The sequence below is a fragment of the Enterovibrio norvegicus FF-33 genome, assembly GCF_000286835.2.
Lineage (GTDB): Bacteria > Pseudomonadota > Gammaproteobacteria > Enterobacterales > Vibrionaceae > Enterovibrio > Enterovibrio norvegicus_A.
The window spans coordinates 1,723,733-1,748,373 of record NZ_AJYD02000038.1 but is presented as its reverse complement, the minus strand read 5'-3'; the positions used below and the strand labels follow the sequence as shown (position 1 = coordinate 1,748,373).

The 24,641-nt window shown below is 52.9% G+C and carries 19 protein-coding genes; all 19 read left to right on the top strand.

The genetic code is table 11. The features are described from left to right. The 19 genes from A1OO_RS16050 (at position 1) to A1OO_RS15960 (ending at position 24,625) form a co-directional block, all read left to right on the top strand. Entirely contained in the window at positions 1-528 is a 528-nt protein-coding gene (locus A1OO_RS16050; protein WP_016958829.1) for a phage tail protein, read from the top strand. A 10-nt stretch (positions 529-538) separates the two neighbouring features. Beyond that, on the top strand, positions 539-1,339 hold the full coding sequence (locus A1OO_RS16045) for a hypothetical protein (protein ID WP_017003651.1): 801 nt from the start codon (positions 539-541) through the stop codon (positions 1,337-1,339). Positions 1,340-1,402: 63 nt separating this feature from the next. Next, entirely contained in the window at positions 1,403-2,335 is a 933-nt protein-coding gene (locus A1OO_RS16040) for a hypothetical protein (protein ID WP_017003649.1), read from the top strand. Continuing rightward, positions 2,332-3,642 carry a DUF4255 domain-containing protein gene (locus tag A1OO_RS16035; protein ID WP_017003647.1) on the top strand — a complete coding sequence of 437 codons (1,311 nt, stop codon included), beginning with the start codon at positions 2,332-2,334 and terminating at the stop codon, positions 3,640-3,642. Before A1OO_RS16040 ends, A1OO_RS16035 begins: the two co-directional genes overlap by 4 nt. Continuing rightward, the gene (locus A1OO_RS16030; protein ID WP_017003645.1) at positions 3,639-5,714 is read left to right on the top strand and encodes an ATP-binding protein; all 2,076 of its coding nucleotides are present in this window, start codon (positions 3,639-3,641) and stop codon (positions 5,712-5,714) included. Before A1OO_RS16035 ends, A1OO_RS16030 begins: the two co-directional genes overlap by 4 nt. Next, positions 5,707-7,362, top strand: a complete 1,656-nt coding sequence (locus A1OO_RS16025) for an eCIS core domain-containing protein (RefSeq protein ID WP_026023900.1) — start codon at positions 5,707-5,709, stop codon at positions 7,360-7,362. Before A1OO_RS16030 ends, A1OO_RS16025 begins: the two co-directional genes overlap by 8 nt. A 12-nt stretch (positions 7,363-7,374) precedes the next feature. Then, positions 7,375-7,599, top strand: a complete 225-nt coding sequence (locus A1OO_RS16020) for a hypothetical protein (RefSeq protein WP_017003643.1) — start codon at positions 7,375-7,377, stop codon at positions 7,597-7,599. Beyond that, a complete protein-coding gene (locus A1OO_RS16015) occupies positions 7,600-8,223 on the top strand; it encodes a hypothetical protein (RefSeq protein WP_017003641.1) in 624 nt (207 codons plus the stop codon). Between the two features lie 77 nt (positions 8,224-8,300). Then, complete coding sequence (locus A1OO_RS16010; RefSeq protein WP_016958821.1) at positions 8,301-8,645, top strand: hypothetical protein; 345 nt, start codon at positions 8,301-8,303, stop codon at positions 8,643-8,645. Continuing rightward, positions 8,645-9,775 (top strand): hypothetical protein, encoded by a 1,131-nt coding sequence (locus A1OO_RS16005; RefSeq protein ID WP_017003640.1) that lies wholly within the window; start codon positions 8,645-8,647, stop codon positions 9,773-9,775. The genes A1OO_RS16010 and A1OO_RS16005 overlap by 1 nt, the downstream gene beginning before the upstream one ends. Then, positions 9,772-10,287 (top strand): phage baseplate assembly protein V, encoded by a 516-nt coding sequence (locus tag A1OO_RS16000; RefSeq protein WP_017003639.1) that lies wholly within the window; start codon positions 9,772-9,774, stop codon positions 10,285-10,287. The genes A1OO_RS16005 and A1OO_RS16000 overlap by 4 nt, the downstream gene beginning before the upstream one ends. A gap of 48 nt (positions 10,288-10,335) precedes the next feature. Continuing rightward, a complete protein-coding gene (locus tag A1OO_RS15995) occupies positions 10,336-10,659 on the top strand; it encodes a hypothetical protein (protein WP_017003638.1) in 324 nt (107 codons plus the stop codon). Positions 10,660-10,713: 54 nt separating this feature from the next. After that, complete coding sequence (locus A1OO_RS15990; RefSeq protein ID WP_017003637.1) at positions 10,714-11,079, top strand: GPW/gp25 family protein; 366 nt, start codon at positions 10,714-10,716, stop codon at positions 11,077-11,079. Continuing rightward, on the top strand, positions 11,076-13,595 hold the full coding sequence (locus tag A1OO_RS15985; protein ID WP_017003636.1) for a baseplate J/gp47 family protein: 2,520 nt from the start codon (positions 11,076-11,078) through the stop codon (positions 13,593-13,595). Before A1OO_RS15990 ends, A1OO_RS15985 begins: the two co-directional genes overlap by 4 nt. A gap of 1 nt (position 13,596) precedes the next feature. Further along, entirely contained in the window at positions 13,597-16,365 is a 2,769-nt protein-coding gene (locus tag A1OO_RS15980; RefSeq protein WP_017003635.1) for a hypothetical protein, read from the top strand. Next, the gene (locus A1OO_RS15975; protein ID WP_017003634.1) at positions 16,362-18,446 is read left to right on the top strand and encodes a hypothetical protein; all 2,085 of its coding nucleotides are present in this window, start codon (positions 16,362-16,364) and stop codon (positions 18,444-18,446) included. Before A1OO_RS15980 ends, A1OO_RS15975 begins: the two co-directional genes overlap by 4 nt. Positions 18,447-18,457: 11 nt before the next feature. Then, positions 18,458-21,811, top strand: a complete 3,354-nt coding sequence (locus A1OO_RS15970) for a DUF6519 domain-containing protein (protein ID WP_017003633.1) — start codon at positions 18,458-18,460, stop codon at positions 21,809-21,811. Between the two features lie 14 nt (positions 21,812-21,825). Next, positions 21,826-22,287, top strand: coding sequence for a hypothetical protein (locus tag A1OO_RS15965; protein WP_017003632.1), 462 nt, complete (start codon positions 21,826-21,828; stop codon positions 22,285-22,287). 28 nt (positions 22,288-22,315) lie between these two features. Further along, entirely contained in the window at positions 22,316-24,625 is a 2,310-nt protein-coding gene (locus A1OO_RS15960; RefSeq protein ID WP_017003631.1) for an eCIS core domain-containing protein, read from the top strand. Positions 24,626-24,641 lie beyond the last annotated feature (16 nt).

Genomic DNA, 24,641 nt, shown 5'->3' with positions numbered 1-24,641 from the left:
ATGTCTCAGCTCAACGTGAATGGTCAACGTATTGTGCCTTATCCCGGCTACAAATTTATCATCAAGGAAGCCGGTGGAGATGTGCTCGCGGCGGTGCAAAAAGTATCGGGTCTCAGCCGTTCTGTCGAAGTGATGGAGTACCGCGAAGGGGGAGACCCTTCTCATACCCGCAAATCGCCGGGCCAAGTGAAATTTGAAGCCATCACCCTTGAACGTGGTGTAACGGAAAACCTGCAATTCGAGCAATGGGCTAACAAAGTCTGGCGAATTGGCACAGATTTGGGTGGTGAAGTTTCACTGGCAGATTTTCGCAAAACACTCATTCTCGACGTGCTGAATGAAGCAGGGCAAAAGGTCATGAGTTACACACTCTTCCAATGCTGGGTATCAGAGTACAAGGCTATTCCGGCGCTCGATGCATCAAGTTCTGCATTTATGATCCAATCGGTAAAACTTGAAAATGAAGGGTGGGAGCGTAATGCAGTGACAGTGCCAAAAGAACCTAGCTTTGTGCATCCGGAACAGTGAGTGATCCACCATGCGTGTCACGATTTCGGCACTCAATGACAATGATCGCGTTGCGCTTTGGGAAAAGGCACTTGATATGTCGCCACCCGATCGCAATCTGGCTTTGCTCGCCGCTTATCTTCCAAAGCCGTCAGATGAAGATGTTGGCGAATGGACGCTGGCAGGTCGCGACCACTTTCTACTTCTTGCCTATCGTTGTGAGTTTGGTGAAAACATCACGGTGACGTCACCTTGCGTATCATGCGATACCAAAACCCAGTTGTCTTTTCGTGTTTCCGACGTTTTAGCGACAAGTTCAGACCGCCTTAAAACGGCCTGCCATTTAGATTCAGTCAACACAGAGGCGTATCTTCCTCGTTACGTGTCAATGAATGACGACGAGTTCAGTTGTCGATTTCGTCTACCGACAATCGGTGATCTTTACCTGCTCGCGTCTGCCCATTCTCCACTTTCACAGCTTGCACAATGTGTGCTGGCACCTGAAAGCTATAACGATGTCGCCACTGCAATCACGCAGAAGGACGACCCAGTTTCCGCGTGGGAAGGTGTCTATCAAACCCTCGAAGCGCAAATGTTAGCGATAGAACCGCTTACCATTGTTTCGCTCAATGCCTCTTGCCCAGAGTGCAAAGGCGAAACTGCACACCAATTCGATATTGTCAGTCAGTTTTGGGCATTGTTGGCTGCCGACGTGGAGCGTCAACTGTGGGACGTGCACATTCTTGCGTCTGCTTACGGTTGGTCGAGCCACGACATTCTGGCTATGAGCCCTGCGCGCCGCCGTCAACACATCGCGATGGTGATTGAATAGCGATGTTTATGAAAGACTTACTAAGATCAGGCTGTTACCTCATCTTATCCAAAGGATACGTGTATGAGTCGCCAATTAGGACATTACATTCGCCGAAACATTGATGGCTTTCAGACGCTGAAACCGGTGGTGAACTCTTATTATGCTGGTGCGACGCGGTCAGTGTCGGCTTCTGCGTCGAATGTCAGTCAAGATCGTGTTCAGTCAGAACCCTTGGTCGATGATTTAAATACGGTGAGTGATGGAATGGAAGGTGACACTGTCACTAATTCGTTGTTGGAAACTCACCTGGAAGAATCGCCCAATCAAACAGCATCACAGCGTGCTCCAAGCAGACAAGATGAAGTTACGGGTAATCACGATGTGACCATTAACATCGAGAAAACACAGGTTGGTTCTCATCCTTCTCGTATTTCAAAGACGAAAGGCCAAGCGAACAATACCGATGTGAGTGATGCTTTTAATCATCCGGTCTCCACCAATCCGTCTTCATCGAATACACCTATTCATGCACCGCTAAATACACCGTCGACTCCAACTCGAACACGACATGATTTCACGCAACAAGTGGCGGCATCCATTTTGGGTGAGACGGATGCGAATCAATCGCCAAGTGAGCAACCCGTAATTGAACATGCCTCAGTTGAAAGGCATATACCGAATAACAAACAAGATGAACAGAGGATAGCGTCGAATTTACATCTGTTAGCGGAACAGCGCCTTCGCGCAGAGCCTGCAGCTCATGATCTTCCGAATCGTGATGAATCGCCTCGTCATGCAGGAACAGACAAGCCTGCACTGCGCAGTGTCACCAACCGACATCGTGCCGATTCCCCGCAACCCATTACGGTAAATGTGACGATTGATCAAGTGTCGATCATTGCTAGCAAAGCGGATTCTCAAACCCCATCGCAAGCGCAGCGTCAAACAACCACTTGGAAGCCCGATCTCACATTGTCTGACTATTTACGTCAGCGTCAGGACGGTGAACGATGAGTAGTGCACTTGCCATCGCAGGCGTCACCCAATTGTTGCGCGATCTGCTCAATGATGGGCTGGTGGATCACGATGTGGCGGCGGTGGTGAACACTAATGTGCCTGTTCACGCATTGGCACCGGATCAAATGCTGGCACAAGAAGATAACAATGCCCCTGCGCTAAATGTTTTTCTCTATCACACAGAGGTGAACGCAGCGTGGGCGAATCAGTGTCTGCCAACACGTAATCCAGAGGGGAATCGAGTCAACAACACGCCATTACCGCTCGACCTTTATTATCTGGTGTGTGCTTATGGCACGGCAGATCTGCATGGCGATGTATTGCTCGGTTATGCGATGCAAATACTGCACGAACACCCTGGATTTACGCGAACAGAAATCCAAACCGCATTGAACCCTTCGCCAGCCATTGCCGCGGGCTTACCGCCACTTTTGCAAGCGTTGGCTGACACCGGACTTGCTGATCAAGCAGAAGCGCTTCGTATTGCGCCACATCAAATGCCAATGGCGGAAAAATCCGGCCTTTGGAGCGCTCTGCAAAGTCAATATCGACCCTCGATGGCCTATCGCGTTTCCACGGTATTGATCGAAGCGGAATATGGCACACGAAATCCGCTCCCCGTGCTGACCATTGGCGAAGATGATCTCGGTCCTACGGTATTTCCTCACCTGTTATCGTCCTTGCCTCAACTCACCCGTGTTATTTCGCCTGCACACCAAGCAAGTGCAAGGCTGGGCGATATTCTGGATGTTGAAGGCCGTGCACTTGATGGCGCAAATCCACGTTTCACGCTTTCTCATCTCTCACTCGACATAGAACACACGGTGGCTGCCAATGCTGGCGGCTCCGCGCAAGGGCAGTCTTTAACGCTGCCAAACGTCCCCGCCAACTGGGCATCAGGTATCTATTCAATCTCTTATGCCGTAGATGTCAATGGGGCAACACAACAATCCAATGAACTGACAGCACAAATCGCGCCTGTATTGGCGCTGCCACCAAATAGCGTTGTACGAAATGGCCAAGCCGTCATCGTCACCGTCGGGGTGTCACCTAATGTACACCCCGGTCAACAAGCAACACTTTGGTTAGGCAGCGAAGGCGCTCAGGCTGAGTCGGTGTCCGTGATTACGAGCACACTGGTCTTTCACTTTGGGCCTTTGGCTGCAGGCATCTACCCCGCGAGATTGCGGGTAGATGGCGCAGACAGTTGGTTCATCCTCAAAGACAGGCCGCCCATCGCGCCGGATTTCACAACACGCGCGCCCATTTATGATCCCACGCAAAGAGTAGAGGTGCCAGCATGACTGATACCTTCCGTGTTAATACCTCAGCGCAAGAACAACGCGCAGAATTTGGAAATAATCCGTCAGGTAGTGGACCCGCGGTTGATCTGTTTTCTCAATGGCAGGCGACCAATCAGGCACATATATCTCGACTCATCGAATGGGTACTTGTGTCGTTCGATGCGGTGCGAAATGAAGAGTCAGGGCACTGTACATTGGCGGATATCAATAAAGGCTTCGTCTGTGATCCTCCTACCGCCTTTAACGTGTTAGTGCAGCAGTTCGACTTGAATGAGGGCGATCAAGCCGTACTGGCTTTGGTTCTAGCGATGTCATTTGATGGTCGTGTTGCTGCAAAATGCGCCATGGTGACAGAGAATTCAATACGTTCTCACCCAACAGCAACACTGGCATTTTCAGTTTCTCAAGATTGTGATTGGGGCAGTTTTTCCCCTCATAGTCCGCTGCGCTATTGGTTACTTTTGGAATGGCAGCCGATAGGAAATGGCGATGCCACGCTGGTTGTCGATGAACGTATCCTCAATTTCTTACGTGGTATCAACTACCTTGACGAGCGCTTGGCGGTGATGCTTGAGCCGATGCCCGCGGTCGCCAGTGATGCGTCGCTTTCTTATTCTCAATCACGCGGGTTGCAATCTGCACTTACCTACATACAGCAATCCCATCAGCATCAACTCAACCTGCATCAATCGCACCCGCATCAATCTCATCGCCAGCAAGTGGTGATTGAGTTTTTTGGTGAGGACAAACCCAGTAAAACCTTGATGGCTGCAGCCCTTGCACACCAACTTGGTGCGACGGTTCAAATCCTTCATGCCACCAGTTTGCCAACTCAGCCCAATGATTTGGATGCGCTGGCAAGGTTATGGCAACGCGAAGCAGGGTTAATGCCATTGCTGTTGCTCATTGAAGGGGCTGACGACCCAGCGCGTCTCAGACAGTTGCAGCAGTTTGTTGGCCGTGTCGGCGGGCTGGTGATGATTGATGCGGGCGTCATGCCCATGGGTGTGACACCCAACAGCTTTCCGCTTTTGGTTGAAAGGCCGACGGTGGAAGAGCAAGAAGGTTTGTGGCGAAACGCTATTCAAGGGGCAAATGAAAGTTTACCGGCACGATTGTCGGAGCAGTTTTCGCTCAGTCAGCAAGACATCAACCAAATGACCTTGATTGCTGAATCCGGCGGCGGAGAGTCACTCCTTCATTCTGACCCTCGATTTGAAAAAGCGCTTTGGACATGTTGTCAGCAACGCGCTGCATCATCACTCGCGAAATTGGCGCAGCGTATCGACTGTAAAGCCAGTTGGCAAACGCTGGTGTTGCCGCCAGCACAGACCAAAATGCTGGATCAGCTCACCGCACAAGTTGGGCTTCGCAGCCGAGTTTATCAGCAATGGGGTTTTCGTCATCGTATGAGTCGCGGCATGGGGATCAGCGCCATGTTTTGTGGTGACAGTGGCACAGGCAAAACCATGGCCGCTGAAGCGATTGCTAATGAACTTGGCTTGGATTTGTACCGCATTGATTTATCCAGCGTGATCAGTAAATACATCGGTGATACAGAAAAGAAAATGCGCGAGTTGTTTCAAGCGGCCGAACAATGCGGAGCGATTCTGTTTTTTGATGAAGCAGATGCCTTGTTTGGCAAGCGCAGCGAAGTGAAAAACAGTAACGATCGCTTTGCCAATATCGGTATTGATGATCTGTTGCAGCGTATCGAAACCTATCGTGGCTTAGCCATTCTCGCCACCAATTTGAAATCCGCCGTCGATAAAGCGTTTCTGCGTCGCCTGCGTTTTGTGGTGGACTTTCCTTTCCCTGGCCCATTAGAGCGCGAACGCATTTGGTTTACTGCATTCCCGCCTGAAACACCGCTCTCAGCCGATGTGAATCCCACTCGTCTTTCTAGGCTCAATTTAACGGGCGGGAGTATTCACAATGTCGCTTTGAATGGCGCGTTCTTAGCTGCTCAACACGGCGATTGTGTTTCCATGCAATGGCTAATGGAAGCGGCGGCGGCCGAGTTACAAAAGCTAGATCGACCGATTAAAGCGGGGGACCTAGAATATGAATGAATTCGCCAACCCAAGCCTGCATGCCGTAAAAGATCAGCCTGCGCCAGCACCCTTTCAGATGTCGAGGCAATCGCCAGTTCTGCAACGTAAATGCAGTTGTGGTAACACCGCGACACAAGGCGCACCTTGCTCAGCGTGTGGGGCGAAAGCGCCTATGTCAGCTCAGTCTAGCGCTGCGTTCGCGGGTTCAGGTGTGAGCATGACAAAGCCACCGATGAGCACCAACTCGCAACAGCCAGACGGGCATTTGCCTGAAGCGTTACGTCAGCGAGCAGAAAAGACATTCGGCGCAGAGTTTCCGGAAGCCAAGCTTTATACCGGAGGTGTTGCCCAGCGTTACGCCCGTCAACTTCAAGCAAAAGCCTTTACCGCAGGGTCAGATGTTTACTTTGGCTCAGGCTTTTACAACCCAGACTCGCAACAGGGTCTCGCACTTATCGGGCATGAATTAACCCACGTTGTTCAGCAACGTCGCGGATTGTCTTTCGCCAAATTGAATGGGTCGAATGATGCCTATGAACAAGAAGCTGATCGCGGTGGCGACGCTTTCGCAGCGGGTAAATCCTTTCAACTGTCGACGCCCTCTGGTTCGATTGGACGATGGACCCAGAAGGCAGATGCGGGAGAATCTGCGTCTGCGGTTGGCGTGGCTGATCCTTCTCATCAACTCGATTTCTTAGGCGAGTTTTGGGATCCAGAGGAGCTTGAAGGCATCTTGGACGAACTCAGTATGCTGGAAGACGAAAACCATCGGCTGCTTTTGGTCCCCGAATCATCGGTTCAGAATGTGGGATCAAGCTCACCCGCGCCCCGATCGGCGTCAACACCCCCTGCAGCGCAAATCGCTTCTCCATCTACACCCGCAGCACCGATAACTAGCGGGCCTATTGCGCAAACAAAAGCACTGGATGGTGCAAGCACGACCTCTCTAGGCGAGAGATCGGGATTGCCCTTTATTCAACGAGCCACGGTCGCAGGGTGCAATGTCCCCGCACTGAGCGCGAATCAAATTGGTATTCAAGCCCACATGCAGATTGGCGGATTTTGTGGCGCGATGCACACCATGATGTCGACATCATGTTTAGGTGGCGGCCATCCAGGGTTTCAAATTCCCGGCGCAACACGGCCAGATATGGTGATTCAATACCCTGCTGGGCCTTTCATCGATGAAGTGGGAGAAATCAAACCCGCTTCATGGCTCAACCCGCTCAATAATCGTCAGGCCATTGCAGAAGCCCAGCTCAACCGAGACATTGCCAGTTACCAGGCCATTATTGGCCCAGCGACCTCCATGTCTTCATTTGCTTTCCCGCGAATGACATTTGTTGGCAATCCCTTGCAGAATATTTCAGTCTGGCCAAGAACGGGTGGGGCAACGTCAAATGGGGTTTACTACTATCGCTGTACAAACAAGCCGCGCCGCCGACCTCGTCCGATCCCTATTGTTATTCCCAATCCTGTGCCGGTGGTAAAACCCGTTCCACACACTGTGCCACGTACAGCGCCTCATACCGTTACGCCGCAAGCTGTGGCGGGTGCTGCTGCCACCGTGGGGCTTGGCTATTTGATTTATCGTGGTATTCGTATGATCCCATCACTCGCACCGCCGCTTTGGTGGACAGTGCCCGGCAACCTTGCTTTGCCATAAAGGGAGAACGAAATGACACAACTTAACGTGCACTTTCGGCACATTGAAATCAGCAGCGACGCGGGTTATGCCGATGTCTATCGCGCTATGTCTACCGCCGTGTCGACACAATGGCCAGTGATGGAGTCGATCAGCACTGAGCAACAGTTGGTCGCTAAAGAGAAGGCGATAGCGAGGGCCACTGATGCATTGATGCATCAACTGACTAGCCACAAACACAGCGTAAAGGGGCGATAAATGTTATCGAGTCAGCCGAACTACGTTAAAGCCGGCATTGTGTTGCTCGATCCGCAAAGTGGCGAGCCCGTCAATGCGATTCCATTGCTGATCAATCCTTCCACGCTCAGTACGCAGTTTGAAGTGAAATCGCAGGCAGGGTCGCAAACTCGTACAGAGCAGATGCGACTCAATGGTCCTCCAACCGAATCGATCAGTTTTGAGGCCATTCTCGATGCCACTGATGCGCTCGAGCGGGGCGATGAGGATGCGGTGACTTATGGCATTGGCCATTACATCGCCGCATTGAGAAGCTTGATTTCGCCGACGAAGCGGCAACTGCTGCAAAACGATGCGCGAGCCCGAGAAGGAAAGCTGACCATTATTCCGATGGTTCAGCCATTGCCCTTGTTTAGTTGGGGCGCTTATCGCCGCGTACCAGTGAAAGTCAAAAGCTTGGCTCTGACAGAAGAGTTTTTCAGCGCGCGGCTTAATCCATTAAGCGCGAAAGCCAACGTGAGTTTACAAGTGTTGACGGTCGACGATCTTGGCTTTGATCATCCCGCTTCTTCACTGTTTTTGCATTACCTCACTGGGCTAGAAACGCAGGCGGGGCGGGTCATTAAACCTGTCACAAATAGCTAAGTCCTGTTAGCCAGCTGCTGATTGCAAAAAGCAGCAACCGAGAACACCACAGAACGGACGCCAATAAGGAATCATTGATGACTGATCTCACGCACTATTTACTCAGCAACACGGAAGAAACGGCGGACTTTGCGTCCAGCAGCCGTTATGCCGGTGCGCCGTTGAATGTGATGACGGATGATCGTGGCACAGAGCGTGTGTTTGTCAGTCGCCGATTTCTGCCGCAGCCTGCGTCCATTGAAAACGTGCAAAGCATGACGATCAGAGAAGGAGACCGACTGGATTTACTCGGTGCGGCGTATTACGCCGACCCAACCCTTTGGTGGCGAATCGCCGATGCCAACTTGGTGCAGAATCCGAGCGAATTATTGACCATCGTCGGGCGCAGAATTGCCCTACATGGCGATGAAGGAGAGCAGTAATGTCAGAGGTGGTGATGAGTCTCTACATTGGCCCTGTTGCCCCTGTACCCGTATCAAAAGTGGTGATTAACGCCTTTGTCTCTTGCGAAGTGCGTTCAGTGACGGAAGGTAAATCAGGGTTTCAACTGGTGTTCGAGATTGACAATAACTCACCGCTTCATACGGTATTTCTGCTGTCCGCCAACAATCCCATCCCCTTAGTACGCACCGTGATCGCGATAGATATGTTCGGTCAAAAATCCGTGCTTATTGACGGTGTCGTCACCGATCATCGCGTTAGCCCCGGCAGTGCACCCGGGGTATCCCGTTTAACCTTAACGGGAGAAGATCTCAGCCGTGTGCTCGATTACATCGATTTCAGTTTTATGCGTTATCCCGCCATGCCGGATTTCGCTCGCATTAATCTGGTTTTGGCGAAATACGCGTTTTTGGGGCTGATCCCAAAAGTTATTCCGTCTGTGTTGATTGATGTGCCGATCCCCACAGAACGCATTCCGTCTCATCAAGGCACCGATCTGAACTACATCTTGTCGTTGGCAGAACGCGTCGGCTACGTGTTCTACATCGAGCCCACGTCTCAAGTGGGTGTTTCAACCGCCTATTGGGGGCCGGACATTCGCATTGGCAAGGTCCAACGCCCGATCAATGACGACTTAGATGCACATCGAAACGTGGAATCCTTGTCCGGCAGTGTTGATACCCAAAGCGCGGTAGTGCCAATGGTCACTATTCAAAATCCGCAGACAAAAATGCCCATCACCATACCGGTGCCGGACGTTAATCCGCTCAATCCGCCCCTTGGTCTGTTACGACCAATTCCACTGAGGCTTGGCGAACCGATTCGCGACACGGCCAAATACTCACCGGTGCAAGGTGCGCTAATTGGGTTAGCGAAAGCGGCAAGGTCTGCCGTTAGGGCGGTGAAAATGTCGGGTTCGCTTGATGTTTTGGCGTATGGCTCCTTATTGGAAGCAAGAAAATTGGTGTCAGTGCGCGGCGCAGGTAATGCGTTTAATGGACTGCATTACGTGGAATCCGTCACCACGACCTTGAGCGAAGGCCAACTCAAACAGCAATTTGAACTGAGCCGAGATGGGCTGCTTTCAACCGTCAGTAGGGTGCCAGTATGAGCGAAAAGTTTTACGGGAAATATCGCGGCGTGGTGGTGAACAACGTCGATTTATCTCAGCAAGGGCGAATCCTAGCCACCGTTTCCGATGTTACAGGCATGCCACCCGGCAGCTGGTGCATGCCGTGTTTACCCGTGTTGGGTTTGAACGCCGGCATATTCGCTGTGCCGCCCATTGGCGCGGGTGTCTGGATTGAGTTTGAACAGGGCGAAGTCGACCATCCGATTTGGACAGGGTGCTTTGCAGGCTCTGCGGCAGATGTGCCGACGTTGGCAAAAACCGCACCCGCGCCGATCTCCGCCATTACGCTGCAAACCATGGCGAAGAACGGCATCGTGATTTGCGATGCGGGCGGTCCGATGGGATTGGGGGGAATTACCTTGCAGACCGCCACCGGCGTCACCTTGTCGGTGACTGACGCAGGAATATTCATCACCAACGGGAAAGGCGCACAAATTAGCTTGGTTGGGCCGACGGTAGATATTAATACCGGTGCGCTCACCATTACTTAGTGCTTAAACGCTCAACCACACCGTAAGCGCGAAACGAAGGAGACAGCAATGCCCGGGCCCTTGTTACATGTTGGTGCGACAGTCATGTGCTCCCATGGCGGCCAAGCAACACCGACAGTGCCGAATCCGCGAGTCGTGGTTTCGGGCGCGCCCACCGTATTGCTGACGTCTCCTTATGTCGTGGCAGGGTGCGCAATGCCACCCCCGACAGCGGGCAATGGACCTTGTATAACAGGGCAATTTTTATCGGGCTCGGTGCGTGTGGTGTCGATGGGGCAGCCTTTTGTGCTGCTAACTGGCCAATCTGTCTGCGCGCCAACAGGGACACCCTTGCTGCCAACTGTGGCGCAAGTACGTGTGATTGCGAGTTAATTTCCGACTTATTAACGGCTTAACTTATTAACGTCTTAATTTCGCGGAGGAAAGATGAATTATCCAGATTTCCCCTATCGCATTGATACTCAAGGGCGGACAGCGACAACGCACCGCTTTGACCTCATTCGCGATCGCATGGAGCAGGTGTTATTCACTGAGCCAGGAGAGCGGGTGATGATGCCAATTTTTGGTTGTGGTTTAAACCGTCTACTGTTTGCGGGAGTCAGTGATGCTTTGATAGAAGATACCCGCACCTTGATTGCGACAGCCTTGCAAAGCTGGATGCAAGATGACATCGAAGTGACGGATGTCTCTGTGCTGTTTGATCAAGGTGCTATGTTTATCGACGTCTCCTATTTGGTGCTGCCATCGGGTGATCCCCAGCAAGCCCAATTTGTGAGGGAGTCTGCCGCATGATTTATTTTTGCTGTGACCAACGACGCAGAGAAGCAGTACGCAACAGTGCATTCAACGGTATCGACTTCGTAGAAGTATTGGACTTGGAGGCGGTGAATTCCGCTGATCGTCAGCGTTTTTTGCATCTTCACCTTGTTAACGACCCCGGCGCGGTGGTGTATACAGAAGACAATATTCGCATTGAAGGCGACGCCGCCGTTGAGATAGTCGCTGTCACCATGGGGCTGGGCGGACAGCAAAACGTGGTCGTGATTGAACTCGCACAGCCGGGTGATTTCGGCCCCTATATGCTTAATATTGTCACCAGCACGTTAAACCCAGCGCCGCCGCCCGAGATAGACCCCGTTCTGGCATCCATTACTTTTTCGTTCAAAGTAGAGTGTCCGACAGCGTTTGATTGTTTGAGTGATTGCGAGTGCGAAACGCCGCCTGAACCAGAAACAGAAATTGATTACACCGCGCGTGATTATCTTTCGTTTCGCCGCATGATGCTCGATCGCATGGCCATTGCTGCTCCCGCTTTTGCCACTGGGCACCCTGCCGATCTTTCTACCGCCATTGTCGATATTCTCGCGTACACCGCCGATCAGTTGGCTTACCAACAAGATGCCGCCCAAACCGAAGCGTATCTCAACCGAGCGCGTTCGCGTATTTCACTGAAGCGGTTAACACGATTGTTGGATTACTCCGTGGATGAAGGCTGCAACGCGCGATGCTTTTGTCACTTTGCCGTGTCTGCTGATGTGCTGCCGATTGCGCCAAGCACGGCGGTGATCCCACAAGGTGCAGCAGTGTGTACAAGGCTGAGCGAACAGCCCATCACCTTTGCCAGAAACAATGCGATATTGACTCAAAGCGCCGCGGTGTACGAAACCTGTCACGACGTGCCAGCCTTGTTTATCGCGCACAATGAAATGGAATTTCATACTTGGAGTAACGCCCGGTGCCATCTCGCTAAAGGGTCAACGCGCGCGACGTTGGCTGGGCATCTGCCTAATCTCAGCCAAGGCCTGTATGTCGCAATGGAGGAAATCACTGGCGCGAAAACAGGCAATCAAGCCGACCGATTTTTAGACCGTCGCCAAGTCGTGCTGTTGATAGAGGTACGCGCATTTGACGTAGCCAACGCGCCGCTGACTGACCCCATTACGGGCGATTTGATCACCGAAATCGTGTGGCATGATCGTGATGCCTTGCGTTTCCCCGTTTGCATATCGTCAGAAACCTCGATGGAAGAAGGAAGGCGATACATTGAGCCTGTCAGTGTCGTTCGTGGCAATGTGGTACTCGTCGATCACGGGCACACACAGGATGACGAAAATCTCGGCCAAGTGCCGTCGCCATGGCTCAGTTGGGCGGCGGGCAAAGGCTTTGAATCAGGGCAGAATCACGGCGTGACTTGCGCCGATAGTCAATGCGATCAAGAACAGGCAGAAATGATCATGCCTGCATTTCGACCCAAACTCGCTCAATCACCACTGACCTTCGCACCAAATTATGCGTCAGGCGTACCGGCCTCAGATGCGTTGCGCACCCCTGAGCCGAACGCGACGTATCCTTGTATTGAACTCGATGGTGATGATGGTGTTGAAGTGCTGCCTTATCAGCCAGTCGCAGATTTGTTAGCCAGTGATGCCAGCGCGCGTGTGTTCACCGCTGAAATTGAACGCGACAACAGTGCTTCACTGCGGTTTGGCGATAACCAGTTTGGCCGTCGTCCACTTTCAGGCACCGCATTCAGCGCCCGTTATCGTGTGGGCTTGGGCATGTCGGGACATATTGGGCCAGATAAGCTGCATCACTTAGCGATAAACCTGCCTGAAGTGATTGAAGTGAGAAACATCACGGCGGGCGCAGGAGGGCGAAACCGAGAAACCAATGCCGCCATTCGTAAGCGCGCACCGTTCTTGTTCAAAACGCAAGAGCGAGCCGTCACTCGAGAAGATTATCAAACCCTTGGACGCCGCGTGGAATGGGTGCAAGACGTGAGTTGTGCCTATGTGCACACGGGCAGTTGGATCACCACGTTTGCATTGCCCGATCCCAAAGGGCGCATTGGTGTCACCGAAGATCAGCGCACGCAGTTACGCGGTCATTACGAAACATTCCGACTTGCCGCCCATGATGTCGACGTGTCTACGCCCGTTTATGTGCCGCTGGAAATTACGCTGCATGTTTGTGTCGCGCCCAATGCGTCTAAATCTCATGTTCGCCAGCGCTTATTGACGATTTTTTCTCCGCAGCGACAAGCCAATGGTGCACTGGGGCTACTTCATCCCGATCAGTTCCGCGCCGGACAAATCTTGCACCTGTCGCCCATGTTAGCGGCAGCACAAAACGTAGAAGGGGTGATCGCCGCCAAAGCGACCCGTTTTCGTCGTTTTGGCGACCCGCGAACCAGTGGGCTGACAGGGCGAAAACTCCTGTTCGGTCGCACCGAAATTGCGCGAGTAGACAACGACGCCAGCCATCCTGGCAACGGTGTGTTTTTGCTCGACTTAGAAGGAGGGCGCTGACATGGTCGATTCTCTGTTAAATGCTCGCTCACAAGAACAGTCACATTGCGGCGCGTGTAATGGCACTCGCGTACTGACGCCTCAAGCGCCTGATAACACAGCGGGCTTACCTCGGATTGGTTTTCGCGCAGGTAGCCACCAAGATTTCTATCAAAGCATGGTGGCGAGGCTTTCTTCATCGCAATACGGCGCACTCGGTACATTAACCACGCGAGAAGGGGAAGATTTCACTCTGGCGTTGTTAGAGGCTTGGGCAGCCAGTTGTGACGTGCTGACTTTCTACAATGAAATGTGGCTGAACGAAGCCTATGTACGCACCGCGCAACTGCCCCAATCGCTGCATGAAATGGCGATATTGATTGATTACATTCCCCATCCCGGCGCGGCAGCCAGTGCCGATCTGTCGTTTAACATTGCCGCGGGCGCAGGCATTCCTGAGCGTATTACTGTCCCAGCAGGCACCAAAATACAAAGCACGCCGGGGCAGGATGAAACGCCCGTTATTTATGAAACCCTTGATGATCTCTTGGCTCGCGCGGAATGGAATGCCATTCGTCCAAAACTGACTGCTCCCCATCCGTTAACGACCTCGACGACGCAACTGCCGTTTTGGGGCACCAATACCAAGCTGAAAGCGGGCGATGGGGTCTATTTTATCGCCGACGACGGCACGCCAGTTTTTGCTGTGGTGAATGCGGTCAATCCAGTGTTGGCGAATATCGCCCAAGACCCCGACGCGAAAGATCTGACATGGGTGACGGTATCGCCAATCGGCACGGAGCCGATTTCTGAACCTGCTTCGGATCCTGCTTCAGAACCTGCTTCAGAACCAGGGTTTTCTGCGTCAAGCAGCTTTTCCGCCACGGTGTCTGGTGCGTTGGCAGAAAAGCTTGATCACACCCTTGGCACCTCAGAGCTGGTCACGGTATTGGCGGATGCTGAGTTGTCAGAAAAAGCCTTTTTCGCCCCTTTGGAAGCGGCAAGCCAGAGCAACAAAACCGTGCTGGTTTTTCGTGCGTCAGCCGCTATTTTTGGTCACGCCGCACCGCCCCTGAGCAGCCTTCATCATTCGTTGACGGGCATGGTGCCAGTTTACAGTGTGGACGGCAGCGATGTGGTGGTAGAAAGCCTTGAACCGGGTCCATACGCAGACAAGACTGCCGCAACATGGGCCGATGCAGGGACATTATCTTTGATGAGAGACGGCGCTAATCATGTTTACCTTGAACGGCAGATAGCAGAAATCGCCAATGACAGTGAGGTTGTTATTCGAGATGGAGACACATGGGCGCGTTATCAGGTCACAGACACTGCCGAGGTCGCGGCTTCATTTTTTGCCGTCACCGGAAAAAGTAGCCGCTTGGCGTTGGATCGAAACGAGGATTTTGGCGAGTTCTCTATTAGACAGACTACGATATTTGGTGCCAGTGAGTTGTTAACCTTGGCAGACCCGCCGATCACTGCCCCCTTGGATGCTGACACGGTTTCCGTTCAGCTTAATGGCTGGTTCCCCGGCCTAGAAGAAGGGCGCAAAGTGATTCTCAACGGACTGGCTGAAGGATCAGGCGCGATGCCTGTCATTGCCACGCGCATTGTGCAGTCCGTTAACCATGAACTCACGGCGGGTACGGGCACATCAGTCACTCTGACTGAACCCTTAGGCGCGGCTTACTTCCCGCAAAGCCTGCGTATTGCTGCCAATGTTGCACAAGCCACTCAAGGTGAATCGGTGGTGGAAGTCTTGGGTGATGGCGCGGCCTTGCCCCATGCTTCTTTTACTACCCGCCAAGCGCCACAAACCTTTGTGCCCGCGGCGACGCCTACAGGCGTGAAACCCACGCTGGAAATTCGTGTAAACCAAATCCTGTGGCATCCCGTGGCGAACTTTTTGAGCACACAACCCGCTGATCGCGTGTATTCGATGCGTGTTGATGAACAAGGTTACAGTCACGTCACCTTTGGCGATGGCGTGAAAGGCGCGATGCCGGGTAAAGGTCAGCAGAACATTCGCGCCAGCTATCGTAAAACCCATGGTTTGATGGGGCGAGTAAAAGCCGGGCAACTCAATTTATTGATGTCGCAGCCGCTTGGTGTACAGGCGGTTAATAATTTGCTCGATGCTGACGGCGGTGCGGATCCCGAAGGGCGTGATGCGATAAAACTCAGCGCACCTTTGTCCTGTCGCACCTTGGGACGCGTGGTTTCTTTAACGGATTACGCAGACTTCTCCCAAGGTTATGGCGGCATTGCCAAAGCCAGTGCGCAGTGGTTGCATCTCTCTGGTGGGCCACAAGTGGTGGTCACTGTAGCAGCAGAAGACGGGGCGCAAGTGCCAGAGGGCAGTGCGTTGCATAGCAGCTTAACGGAAGCGTTGACCGCAGCTGGCGACCCGTTTGCACGCTTTATTTTGCGAAGTTATCGCCAGCGCTTTTTTAAGCTTGGTGTGCGTCTTCAAGTCCATCCTGATTATCTTCCCGATGAAGTGAGTGTGAGTGCCGAAGCTGTATTACGTGCGGCATTGTCGTTTGACGCTCGCCGTTTTGGTCAGCCTGTTTTTGCCAGTGAAATTATTGCGCTGTTGCACGATGTGGCGGGAATCGACGCGGTGGTGATTGAACGTTTATACACGGGCGAGATCCCTACACGCCACGATGGTCTCGCGGCAGCGAACGCCGAGGTGATGGGTAGCGGCGTTGATGCCGAAGTGCTGGGCGCATCAGTGCTGAGCTTGCATCCTGGGCCGCTCGATTATCTGGAGGTTAGCGTATGAACAGCTTGTCACCTGACGCGCTCTATCAACTCTTGCCAGAGGTTTATCGTAAACGCGATGAAGCACAGGGATTTCCCCTCAAAGCCTTAATGGAAATACTCGCCGAGCAAGCGGCGATCGTGAAAAACGATGCCGATCGTCTTTATGATAACCAGTTTATTGAAACCTGTGATGAGTGGGCAGCGCCTTACATTGGCGAGTTGGTGGGTTATCGCTACGGGCCCAATATTCCGGGCGTGAGCCAACGCGCAGCAGCCGCCAATCAAATTCGCTTAACCCGACGCCGCGGTGTGGCGTTAGCGCTGGAACAATTAGCATCTGATACCACGCGCTGGCCTGCCAAAGTGGTGGAGTTCTTCCAACTGCTCGCCCGACCAGAGCATCTTGCCGCGCCGCGTCCTGATAATCATTACACCTTGAATGTCAGAGACAGTGCGAAGTGTGAAGCTATCAACACGCCATTTGATATCGCCAGCTACACGATGGCGACAGGGCGGATCAGCCAAGGTGAAGGGAAACATCATTTTCAACATGTCGGCATATTCTTGTGGCGATTGCGTCATTACCGTCAATCGTTAACGCCTGCGTTTCGTTTGGCAGCGCGACGATATCTGTTCCAGCCGATGGGGTTCAATGCTCCGCTGTTTAATGAGCCTCAGACTGAGCCTGATATTAACCATTTGGCTCGCGAAGAAAATCTGCCTGTGCCGCTGTTGCGCCGAGGCATTGCAGCAAATCGGCTGGACGGTTTTTATCCTCATGCGTTCACCGTGGTGGTTGATGGCATTATGCAAACCGCCAATCAATTGCAGATCTGTAACCTCAGTGATGACGGCGCAGATTGGGCGCATTCGCCCGTAGACAGAATCTCGGTCGACCCCGAACTTGGGCGCTTGTCGTTTCCTGCCAGCATGGTTGATCCAGAAACCGTGGAAGTGACATTCCACTATGGCGCAAGCGCTGATATTGGAGGCGGGGCGTATTCTCGCAGTGAAGGCTTTATTAGCCATTCCGCTAACGTGCACAGTGTCGGCGCGGGCGGCGATATTCAAGCCGCACTGGGCAATGTGGAATTTGGTGGTGTGGTTGAAATTGGCGTGTCGCATCGTTTTGCCGTTTCGCCTGACGTGGCCGTGAATATTGATCAAACGGTGTCGCTGCGCGCCGCAGACGGACACCGCGTATTTATCGATCTTGAAGGTGATGATTTTACCGTGGTCGGTGGTGCGGAATCCGAAGTGATCATTGATGGGTTGGTGGTGTTTGGTGGAAGGCTGGTGGTGCCTGATAACGGCGATAATCAATTACGCCGCTTAGTGCTGCGAAACGTCACCTTAGTGCCTGGACACGCGTTGTCGATAAACCGACAGCCGATGCTGCCCAATGCAGCGTCGCTGGTGGTTGAAATCCCCAATGTTACCGTGGAAATTGAAAACAGCATCGTCGGTGCAATTCGCACGGTAGAAGGAGCGTCAGTGTCGGTGAAAAACAGCATTGTCGATGCCACTTCACATAATCATGTCGCCTTTTCAGCCCTTGATGAAATCAGTCATGGCGGTGTGCTGACGCTGTGCGAAACCACGGTCATTGGCAAAATAGCTGCGCGGTCTTTTCCACTGATATCAAATTCCATTCTCGACGCCGCACTGGGCGAAGGGGATGCGTGGACATCACCGGTTTGGGCATTACAACGACAAACCGGATGCGCCCGTTTTTCTTATATCCCTCCCTTTTCTCGTGTACCGCGTCAGCATCGTTGTCAGCCGCAGTTCGCAGGGTCAAACGCTATCGAAAAAGCCGAAGCGCGCAACCCCTCGCTCACTGATGCCGAACGCGAACATATTCTTCATGGTGTTCGGGCGCGTGTCGTGCCTGCGTTTACTTCTACCCGTTATGGCGACCCCGCTTACGGGCAGTTACTGCTTTCTGCGCCAACCGAGATATTACGTGGTGCAGACAGTGGTAGCGAAATGGGTGTGTATCACCATCTTTATCAGCCGCAGCGGCATGATGCGCTGCTGTTTCGTCTCAATGAATTCTTACCCATCGGGCTCGATGCTGGTTTGATCTATGTGACTTGAAGGAGAGTTCCATGGCTGTAGATATTTCAGGAAAGACCTTTGACCCACGCCACAATTACGCCGAATTGGTGTCGATGCAAGGCAGGGTGGTCTCCGACACGCCGCTGAATGAAGCGGCGGCCATGATAGATCGCCGCTTTCGTGCTGAAACTATCGATTTAGCAGGCTTCTGTGGCTATCCCGCGCATCTTCCAGACAGCTTTCGATTGGATGTGGTTGCAGGCAGCTTGCTGATTCATCCAGGTCGATATTATGTCGATGGCTTGTTAGCTGAGAACTTTGGCTACGATGAGCATCACTTTTCATTGCCCCTTGAAGAACTGCACAGTGAGGTGCCGATCCCCTTTGATGATCAGCCTTATCGACCGATGCTGACTAGCGCCGATCCGGGAATACAGCCTGAAGACGGACGGTATCTGGCCTATCTCGATGTGTGGAAACGTCCGATCACGTTTTTGGAAGCCCCCGATTTAGTTGATCCGGCGATTGGCGTCGATACCAGCGCCCGCATGCAAACCGTCTGGCAAGTGCGATTGTTTGGCCCGGTCGGTGAAGGCGTAACGTGTAATACCGACGATGAAGACATTGAAGGTTGGGACGCGTTTATTGCGCCATCTTCAGCGCGATTATCCTCCCGTGCCAATCCCGCGTCTGCGGTCAACGACCCTTGCTTGCTACCGCCAGAGGGCGGTTATCGAGGGCTAGAAAATCGCACCTACATGGTGGCGGTTCATGATGTGAATGAAGCGGGTTTGCCCTTAATGAAATGGTCGCGGGTAAACGGCGCGTTCGCTGGGCGAATATTGGCGCAACCTGCCAACAACACCCTGACCCTTGAGCAAGTCGCCAAAGACGATTACCTGCGCTTCAGTGCAGGCGATTGGGCTGAAATTACCGACGATGTGCGCGTGTTGGAAGGCCTGCCCGGCACCATGGTGCGTATTCTTTCAGTCAATGATGCTGCCAATACCGTGGTGTTGGTAAATCCGCTCGCAGCGGGGGAAATTGTATTGGTTCCCGCCTCGACAGCGGCTAACCAAACCCTTCATCCTATTCTTCGTCGTTGGGACCAGTTTGGTGTGGTACTCGATACCGATGGCAATGAAATGACCAATCTTGATGCACCAGCCAGTGACGGTTTGATTGCCGTCCCTGAAGGTGTGTTTATCGCACTCGAAGATGGGGTCGAAGTGGCTCTGTCCCGCGATGCAGGGGCAGGGGAATACCACATTGGTGATAATTGGAGTTTTGTCACCCGCTATGCCGACAGTTCAGTAGAAACACTGACCAATGCGCCGCCACAAGCTTTTCATCATCATCGCTGCCGCTTAGCGGTAATAGATGCGTTAAATGGTGAGTTTGTCGTCCCGGTTTTTCAAGATTGTCGTGATCCAATAGGTGTGACGGGCTGTTGTACCGTGGTGGTGCGTCCCGGCGAAGATATTCAAGCCGCATTAGATAGCTTGTCGCCAGAATTTGGGGGCTGTGTCTGCTTAAAAGTGGGCGTGCATGTCATCCGTCGTCCGCTTCGCATTCGTTATCCCAATGTCACCTTGCACGGTGAATCTCATGGTGCGCAAATTCGTCACCTTGGCAATGATGCCGCGTTGCTTGTCAGCGGCGAACAAGAAGAAACGTTGTCGGGCATTCATGTGACCATGATTTCTGTTTTAACGGGTTTAAGCACCGAAAAGCCACAAGGCGTGATGGTGTTTCGTCACGTGCAAGACAGCTTGATTGAAGATTGTCGAGTGATCTCGACTCGAGAGAGTGCCGTGCCAACCGATAACCCTGCCATTGGTCTATTTGATTGCGAGCGCGTCCGCGTGGCGCAATGTTCACTGTCAGGCACACAAATTGGCGTTTGGATGGACGATGGCGGCGAAGATCTGGTGATTGAAAACAACCAAATCAACGCCCATGTCGACAATGGAGGGCAGGAAAGCGGTATCGTCGGCGTAGGCGTTGCGCGTCTGACGGGACGAGTACAGGTACTCGGCAATGATATTCAAGGCTATGTGCGCGGCGTGGTGATCAATAACCAGCCACTGGGTCGCTCGTTCTCTACAGCGTCCTACAGCACAGTGATGGGTAACCGAATTGTGTTAGGGCGATTGCAAAGCAATCAAGAAGCCGTCGCGATAGAAAGTGCCTGTGCGTTTGGCGTCGTGTCAGAAAACCAAATCATGCTCGCCGCTGAAGACAGCACTGGCATCATGGTGCGTGGATTGGGTGCGTTAATTGAACGTAATCGCATACAAACCCAAGAACAGATTGAATCTCAGATTGCCATTTTGTTAGGTGGTGACGATGAAATGTTCACTGGCGGGATCACCGTTGCGCAGAATTGGATTCAAGGTTGTACCGGCAACATTGTGGCAGAGCAGGTCACAGGGCTGCGGATCAAAAACAATGATTTTGCAGGAGATTCTGGTGACGAACTTGCCGTGTCTCTCTCGGAATGCACCGTGGTCAATGTGGACGACAACACCCTATCGGGCTGTACCATCGGCGTATTTGCCAGCCAATGTGAAGACATTCAAATGCAGAATAACCACATTGTGGACGGAGGCGCGGCGGTACTTTGCGAGCGTTGTGTCAGGGTGGATATCGCCAACAATCAAATTAGCAATTGCCGCAACGGGGGGATTTTCGTCGCGCTGTGTTTGGCGCGTGCTGCCATTATTGGCAATCGACTCAATTATGTCGGTGCAGAAGGTAAGAGCGTGCTGGCGTCGTCCATTGCGTGCATCTTCCAGCTTGGCGAATGTCATGTGGAATCTAACGAGGTTTTGAACACGGGCGTGAGCAAAGATGAAAAGGTCAATCCCGCTCGCACCGTGGGAATTGGCGCACTTTTCGTGCTGGAAGCGCGCATCGAAAGCAATCTGGTGTCTTATTCCGATTTGTTAACGCGAGAGCGGACATTGGAAGACAGGGCGTTGCTGATGCAAGGGTTGCTCGAAATTGCCTTCCCTTTGGGGGCAACGGCACTGCGCATTGGCTATTCCGCGCAGATCAGCAACAACAAGTTTTTGGGTCGAGGGGCTGACACGGTGGTGGAAATTCTCTCCAATTCCTTGATAGATAACGTCCATATTCGTTATGAACGCGTGTTCTTCAACAACAACTATGTTGAGCATGTGGGCTTTGTTCCTGATGAAATTGGGCAACATGCCACCGTCGTACTTCGTGGTTTCCGTGCGGTGGTCATGGGCAATCAGGTCAAAGCCAATACCCGTTTTTTACCGTCGTTTGATTTCAACAATATGCAGGGGCCATTCGTTGGCAACATCACGACCAGTTCAGTGATAAATCATGCTGAATTTCCTGCCCCTCAGAACGCATTTAATCAGCAGATTTGAGTAAGGAGTACATGATGGCTAAGGCAAGTGAGGTACTGAAAAAACACATTTCTCTGGTCGAGGCGTTGCAGAAAGTCAGTCACCCCGACAAAGAGCCGGATCCGATTGGTAGAACCAAAGCCAATGCGCTGGCACAGCAGTCTCGGGTTGAACGTCGTATTGCCGATCTGGAGCAGCAACGCGCAGTGTTTAATAAGCAAATTGATGAATCTATTCAACGTGAACGTGAGCAGTTGAAAGAGATAGGCAAGTTTGAAGACATGGTTTCTCAGACGACTGAGCCCAAAAAGGAGCAGCTAAAAGAGGCGCCGATCAAGCAAGACGAAATAAGACCCGAGAAACCCGCGCCGAAACCGCGACCTAAAACGACACTCAATGTGGACGCAAAATTGAAAACCGCTCCAACGGAAAAAGCCGCCGCAAGGCGCAAGGCAACGTTAAGGCAACCCGTGAAAGGCAGACCGACGAAAAAATAGCCTGAAGCAGTTTGGAGTCGCGGTAACCATGCCTGATTTTGCGCCGCCACAGAAAAAGACGGAGACTGCGAATTCCGAACGCAGTAAGAACGGCCTCGTCCAAAAATCGCGCACCAGTGATGTGTTGTCGGTGGGGAATGGCGCTTTGATGGAGACAAGTTCTTTATTATCAGAATCGGGCTCTTTACTGTCAGAAAGGGGTTCTCAACTGCTATCGAGAAGCGGTGGCACGCCGATGGCAGGCACACCACCGACATCTTGGTCATCTTTGCAATCTTTGCCATCATCACAAACGCGCCAGCGGTCGCTTCCAGGTGGCTCCGATACGAGGCCCATGGACATGGCACGGGTGATCAAGCGGTTTACGCCGACAAAGCCCGCACCCGCATTGCCGCCCGTTCCTCGTTCTGTGTCCTCTTCGCTGGGGGCATTGGGTAATGCGTTGTTGAGCGCAGCGACTGAGAGCCCCTCTCCGGCAGCGTTCTCCCAGCAAGAATCCACGTCACGTTTCGCGTCTCCGCGTTTGGCACCTCAGGTTCACTCATTGGGGCTTGAAAGCGGACAGCCCATTCCCGCAGCAGTAAGAGCGCCGTTTGAACAATCGTACGGTTACGATTTGTCGCCCATTCGTTTGCATCGAAGTGCGGCAGCCACTCAATCGTTGAAAGCCCTAAACACGGTCGCCTACACGCTCAATGATCATATTGTTGTCGATAGCAGTCTTGACCTAGCCAGTCGGGCAGGGCAGCACGTTCTTGGTCATGAATTGGCGCATACGGTGCAAGGGCGTTTAGGCGCGGGAACGGCTTATGGCGATCTGCGTATTAGCCAACCTTTTTGGCATTCTGAATATGAAGCGGAATATGCAGCGAGTGCGGCGCTGCGTGGGAAAAAATATGAGATTAACCGCGCCGTCGATCAGGACCTTCACCAAATCGCCCCTTGGCTTATTCTGGCAGGCATTGGTCTTGCCGCAGGGCTGGTAACGTGGGCGGTGTCTGACAGCCCAGAAGAGAACCGCGCAAGACACGCGGCGGGTGAACCTGACCCATCACGTAGCCTTTGGACCTTAGTGCCGATTTACGGCTCAATCCAGCAAATACGCGAAGCCGAAACCTATTTTCAGCGTGTATTGGGCGTCGGCTTTCTGATGTTGGACATGGCAACACTAGGTTCGGCGGGTGTGGCTGCGAGAGCCTTGATACGAGCGCCTGCGGCGTTAGTGAGAACAGCAGTGCAACGGCAAGGCTCACGACTCGTGGTGCGAGAAGGCGGCGAGATTGCGACGGAAGCCGTGTTAAGGGAAACCGGTGAAGCGTTTGTTCGTGAAGGAGGCGCAGTGTTTGCGACTCGCACAGCCGCGACAGCTGAAATGATGCAAGCGCTTCAGCGCGGCGCCATGATTTTGGTGACGGAAGGTGGAATTAATCACGCCGTCATGTATGCACGAAATGCCGCAGGCCAGTTGATCAAGCTCCACGGCGGCCCGCTTAAATTGTTGTTTGAAGTTGCGCCAAGAGAAATCACAGAAAGAGCCGTGGCGGGCATGGGGCAGCGTGTCAATGCCTACGTGGTGATCGAAGCCGCAGAAGCAGCGGTGGATATAGAACGCGCGACGTCTCTTGTACAAAATAGTGCCCCCGCCATTGTTCGTTGGCTTGGCGGCAACCCAACCAGTTGCGGCATCATGCAAGGTGCGTTGCTCGAGGCTTCAGGGCTTTCTGCCGAAGCACTCGCGCGATTGATGCCAGCAGGTGCGGCGGCAAATCGACTCGTTCCCATCACGATTTTGGATCATATTGCCCAATCAGGCACGGGATTACGTCTAGTTGAAGGGGGAATGGCAAGGATCATTGGTGGCACCGTGGTGCAAGAAACCATGTTAGCGGCGGGTGCGGTTATGCCGACCATTGTCTCCACGCTGATGCGGGTAATGTTAACCCCTGACGGGGGGGCTTCGGATGCTGGCAGCAGAACGGCAAGCCCTGCGCCCGGTGCGGGTAGTCCGGTGACAGGCGGCGAGCCCCAAGTCATCACTGTTGAGCCTGTCCCACAATCACAAATTGATACCACAGCAGCGGTGTTTGTGGACGTACTCTCTGATGCGGATAGGCAAGGATATCGACGCGTGATAATGACCATTCAACGCACGGCAAGCGAAATTGCGCCTGGGTTTGAAAAATTGGATCGCGGTACGCCAATGACCGCGCAGGGCGAAAGTATGCGTAGCCTGATGCCATTTTTTGTGGCGAGGGCAGCGAATGGCAGCATGGGAGAGTATCGCATTATTGCCACGCGAACCGACGCCGGATGGAGTTTGGAGGCTGAAGGTGGCTAGGTTTGGTAGGTTTAGC

Coding starts and splice junctions, on each gene's coding strand:
- A1OO_RS16050 (WP_016958829.1), top strand. CDS start 1: ATGTCTCAGCTCAACGTGAATGGTCAACGTATTGTGCCTTATCCCGGC.
- A1OO_RS16045 (WP_017003651.1), top strand. CDS start 539: ATGCGTGTCACGATTTCGGCACTCAATGACAATGATCGCGTTGCGCTT.
- A1OO_RS16040 (WP_017003649.1), top strand. CDS start 1,403: ATGAGTCGCCAATTAGGACATTACATTCGCCGAAACATTGATGGCTTT.
- A1OO_RS16035 (WP_017003647.1), top strand. CDS start 2,332: ATGAGTAGTGCACTTGCCATCGCAGGCGTCACCCAATTGTTGCGCGAT.
- A1OO_RS16030 (WP_017003645.1), top strand. CDS start 3,639: ATGACTGATACCTTCCGTGTTAATACCTCAGCGCAAGAACAACGCGCA.
- A1OO_RS16025 (WP_026023900.1), top strand. CDS start 5,707: ATGAATGAATTCGCCAACCCAAGCCTGCATGCCGTAAAAGATCAGCCT.
- A1OO_RS16020 (WP_017003643.1), top strand. CDS start 7,375: ATGACACAACTTAACGTGCACTTTCGGCACATTGAAATCAGCAGCGAC.
- A1OO_RS16015 (WP_017003641.1), top strand. CDS start 7,600: ATGTTATCGAGTCAGCCGAACTACGTTAAAGCCGGCATTGTGTTGCTC.
- A1OO_RS16010 (WP_016958821.1), top strand. CDS start 8,301: ATGACTGATCTCACGCACTATTTACTCAGCAACACGGAAGAAACGGCG.
- A1OO_RS16005 (WP_017003640.1), top strand. CDS start 8,645: ATGTCAGAGGTGGTGATGAGTCTCTACATTGGCCCTGTTGCCCCTGTA.
- A1OO_RS16000 (WP_017003639.1), top strand. CDS start 9,772: ATGAGCGAAAAGTTTTACGGGAAATATCGCGGCGTGGTGGTGAACAAC.
- A1OO_RS15995 (WP_017003638.1), top strand. CDS start 10,336: ATGCCCGGGCCCTTGTTACATGTTGGTGCGACAGTCATGTGCTCCCAT.
- A1OO_RS15990 (WP_017003637.1), top strand. CDS start 10,714: ATGAATTATCCAGATTTCCCCTATCGCATTGATACTCAAGGGCGGACA.
- A1OO_RS15985 (WP_017003636.1), top strand. CDS start 11,076: ATGATTTATTTTTGCTGTGACCAACGACGCAGAGAAGCAGTACGCAAC.
- A1OO_RS15980 (WP_017003635.1), top strand. CDS start 13,597: ATGGTCGATTCTCTGTTAAATGCTCGCTCACAAGAACAGTCACATTGC.
- A1OO_RS15975 (WP_017003634.1), top strand. CDS start 16,362: ATGAACAGCTTGTCACCTGACGCGCTCTATCAACTCTTGCCAGAGGTT.
- A1OO_RS15970 (WP_017003633.1), top strand. CDS start 18,458: ATGGCTGTAGATATTTCAGGAAAGACCTTTGACCCACGCCACAATTAC.
- A1OO_RS15965 (WP_017003632.1), top strand. CDS start 21,826: ATGGCTAAGGCAAGTGAGGTACTGAAAAAACACATTTCTCTGGTCGAG.
- A1OO_RS15960 (WP_017003631.1), top strand. CDS start 22,316: ATGCCTGATTTTGCGCCGCCACAGAAAAAGACGGAGACTGCGAATTCC.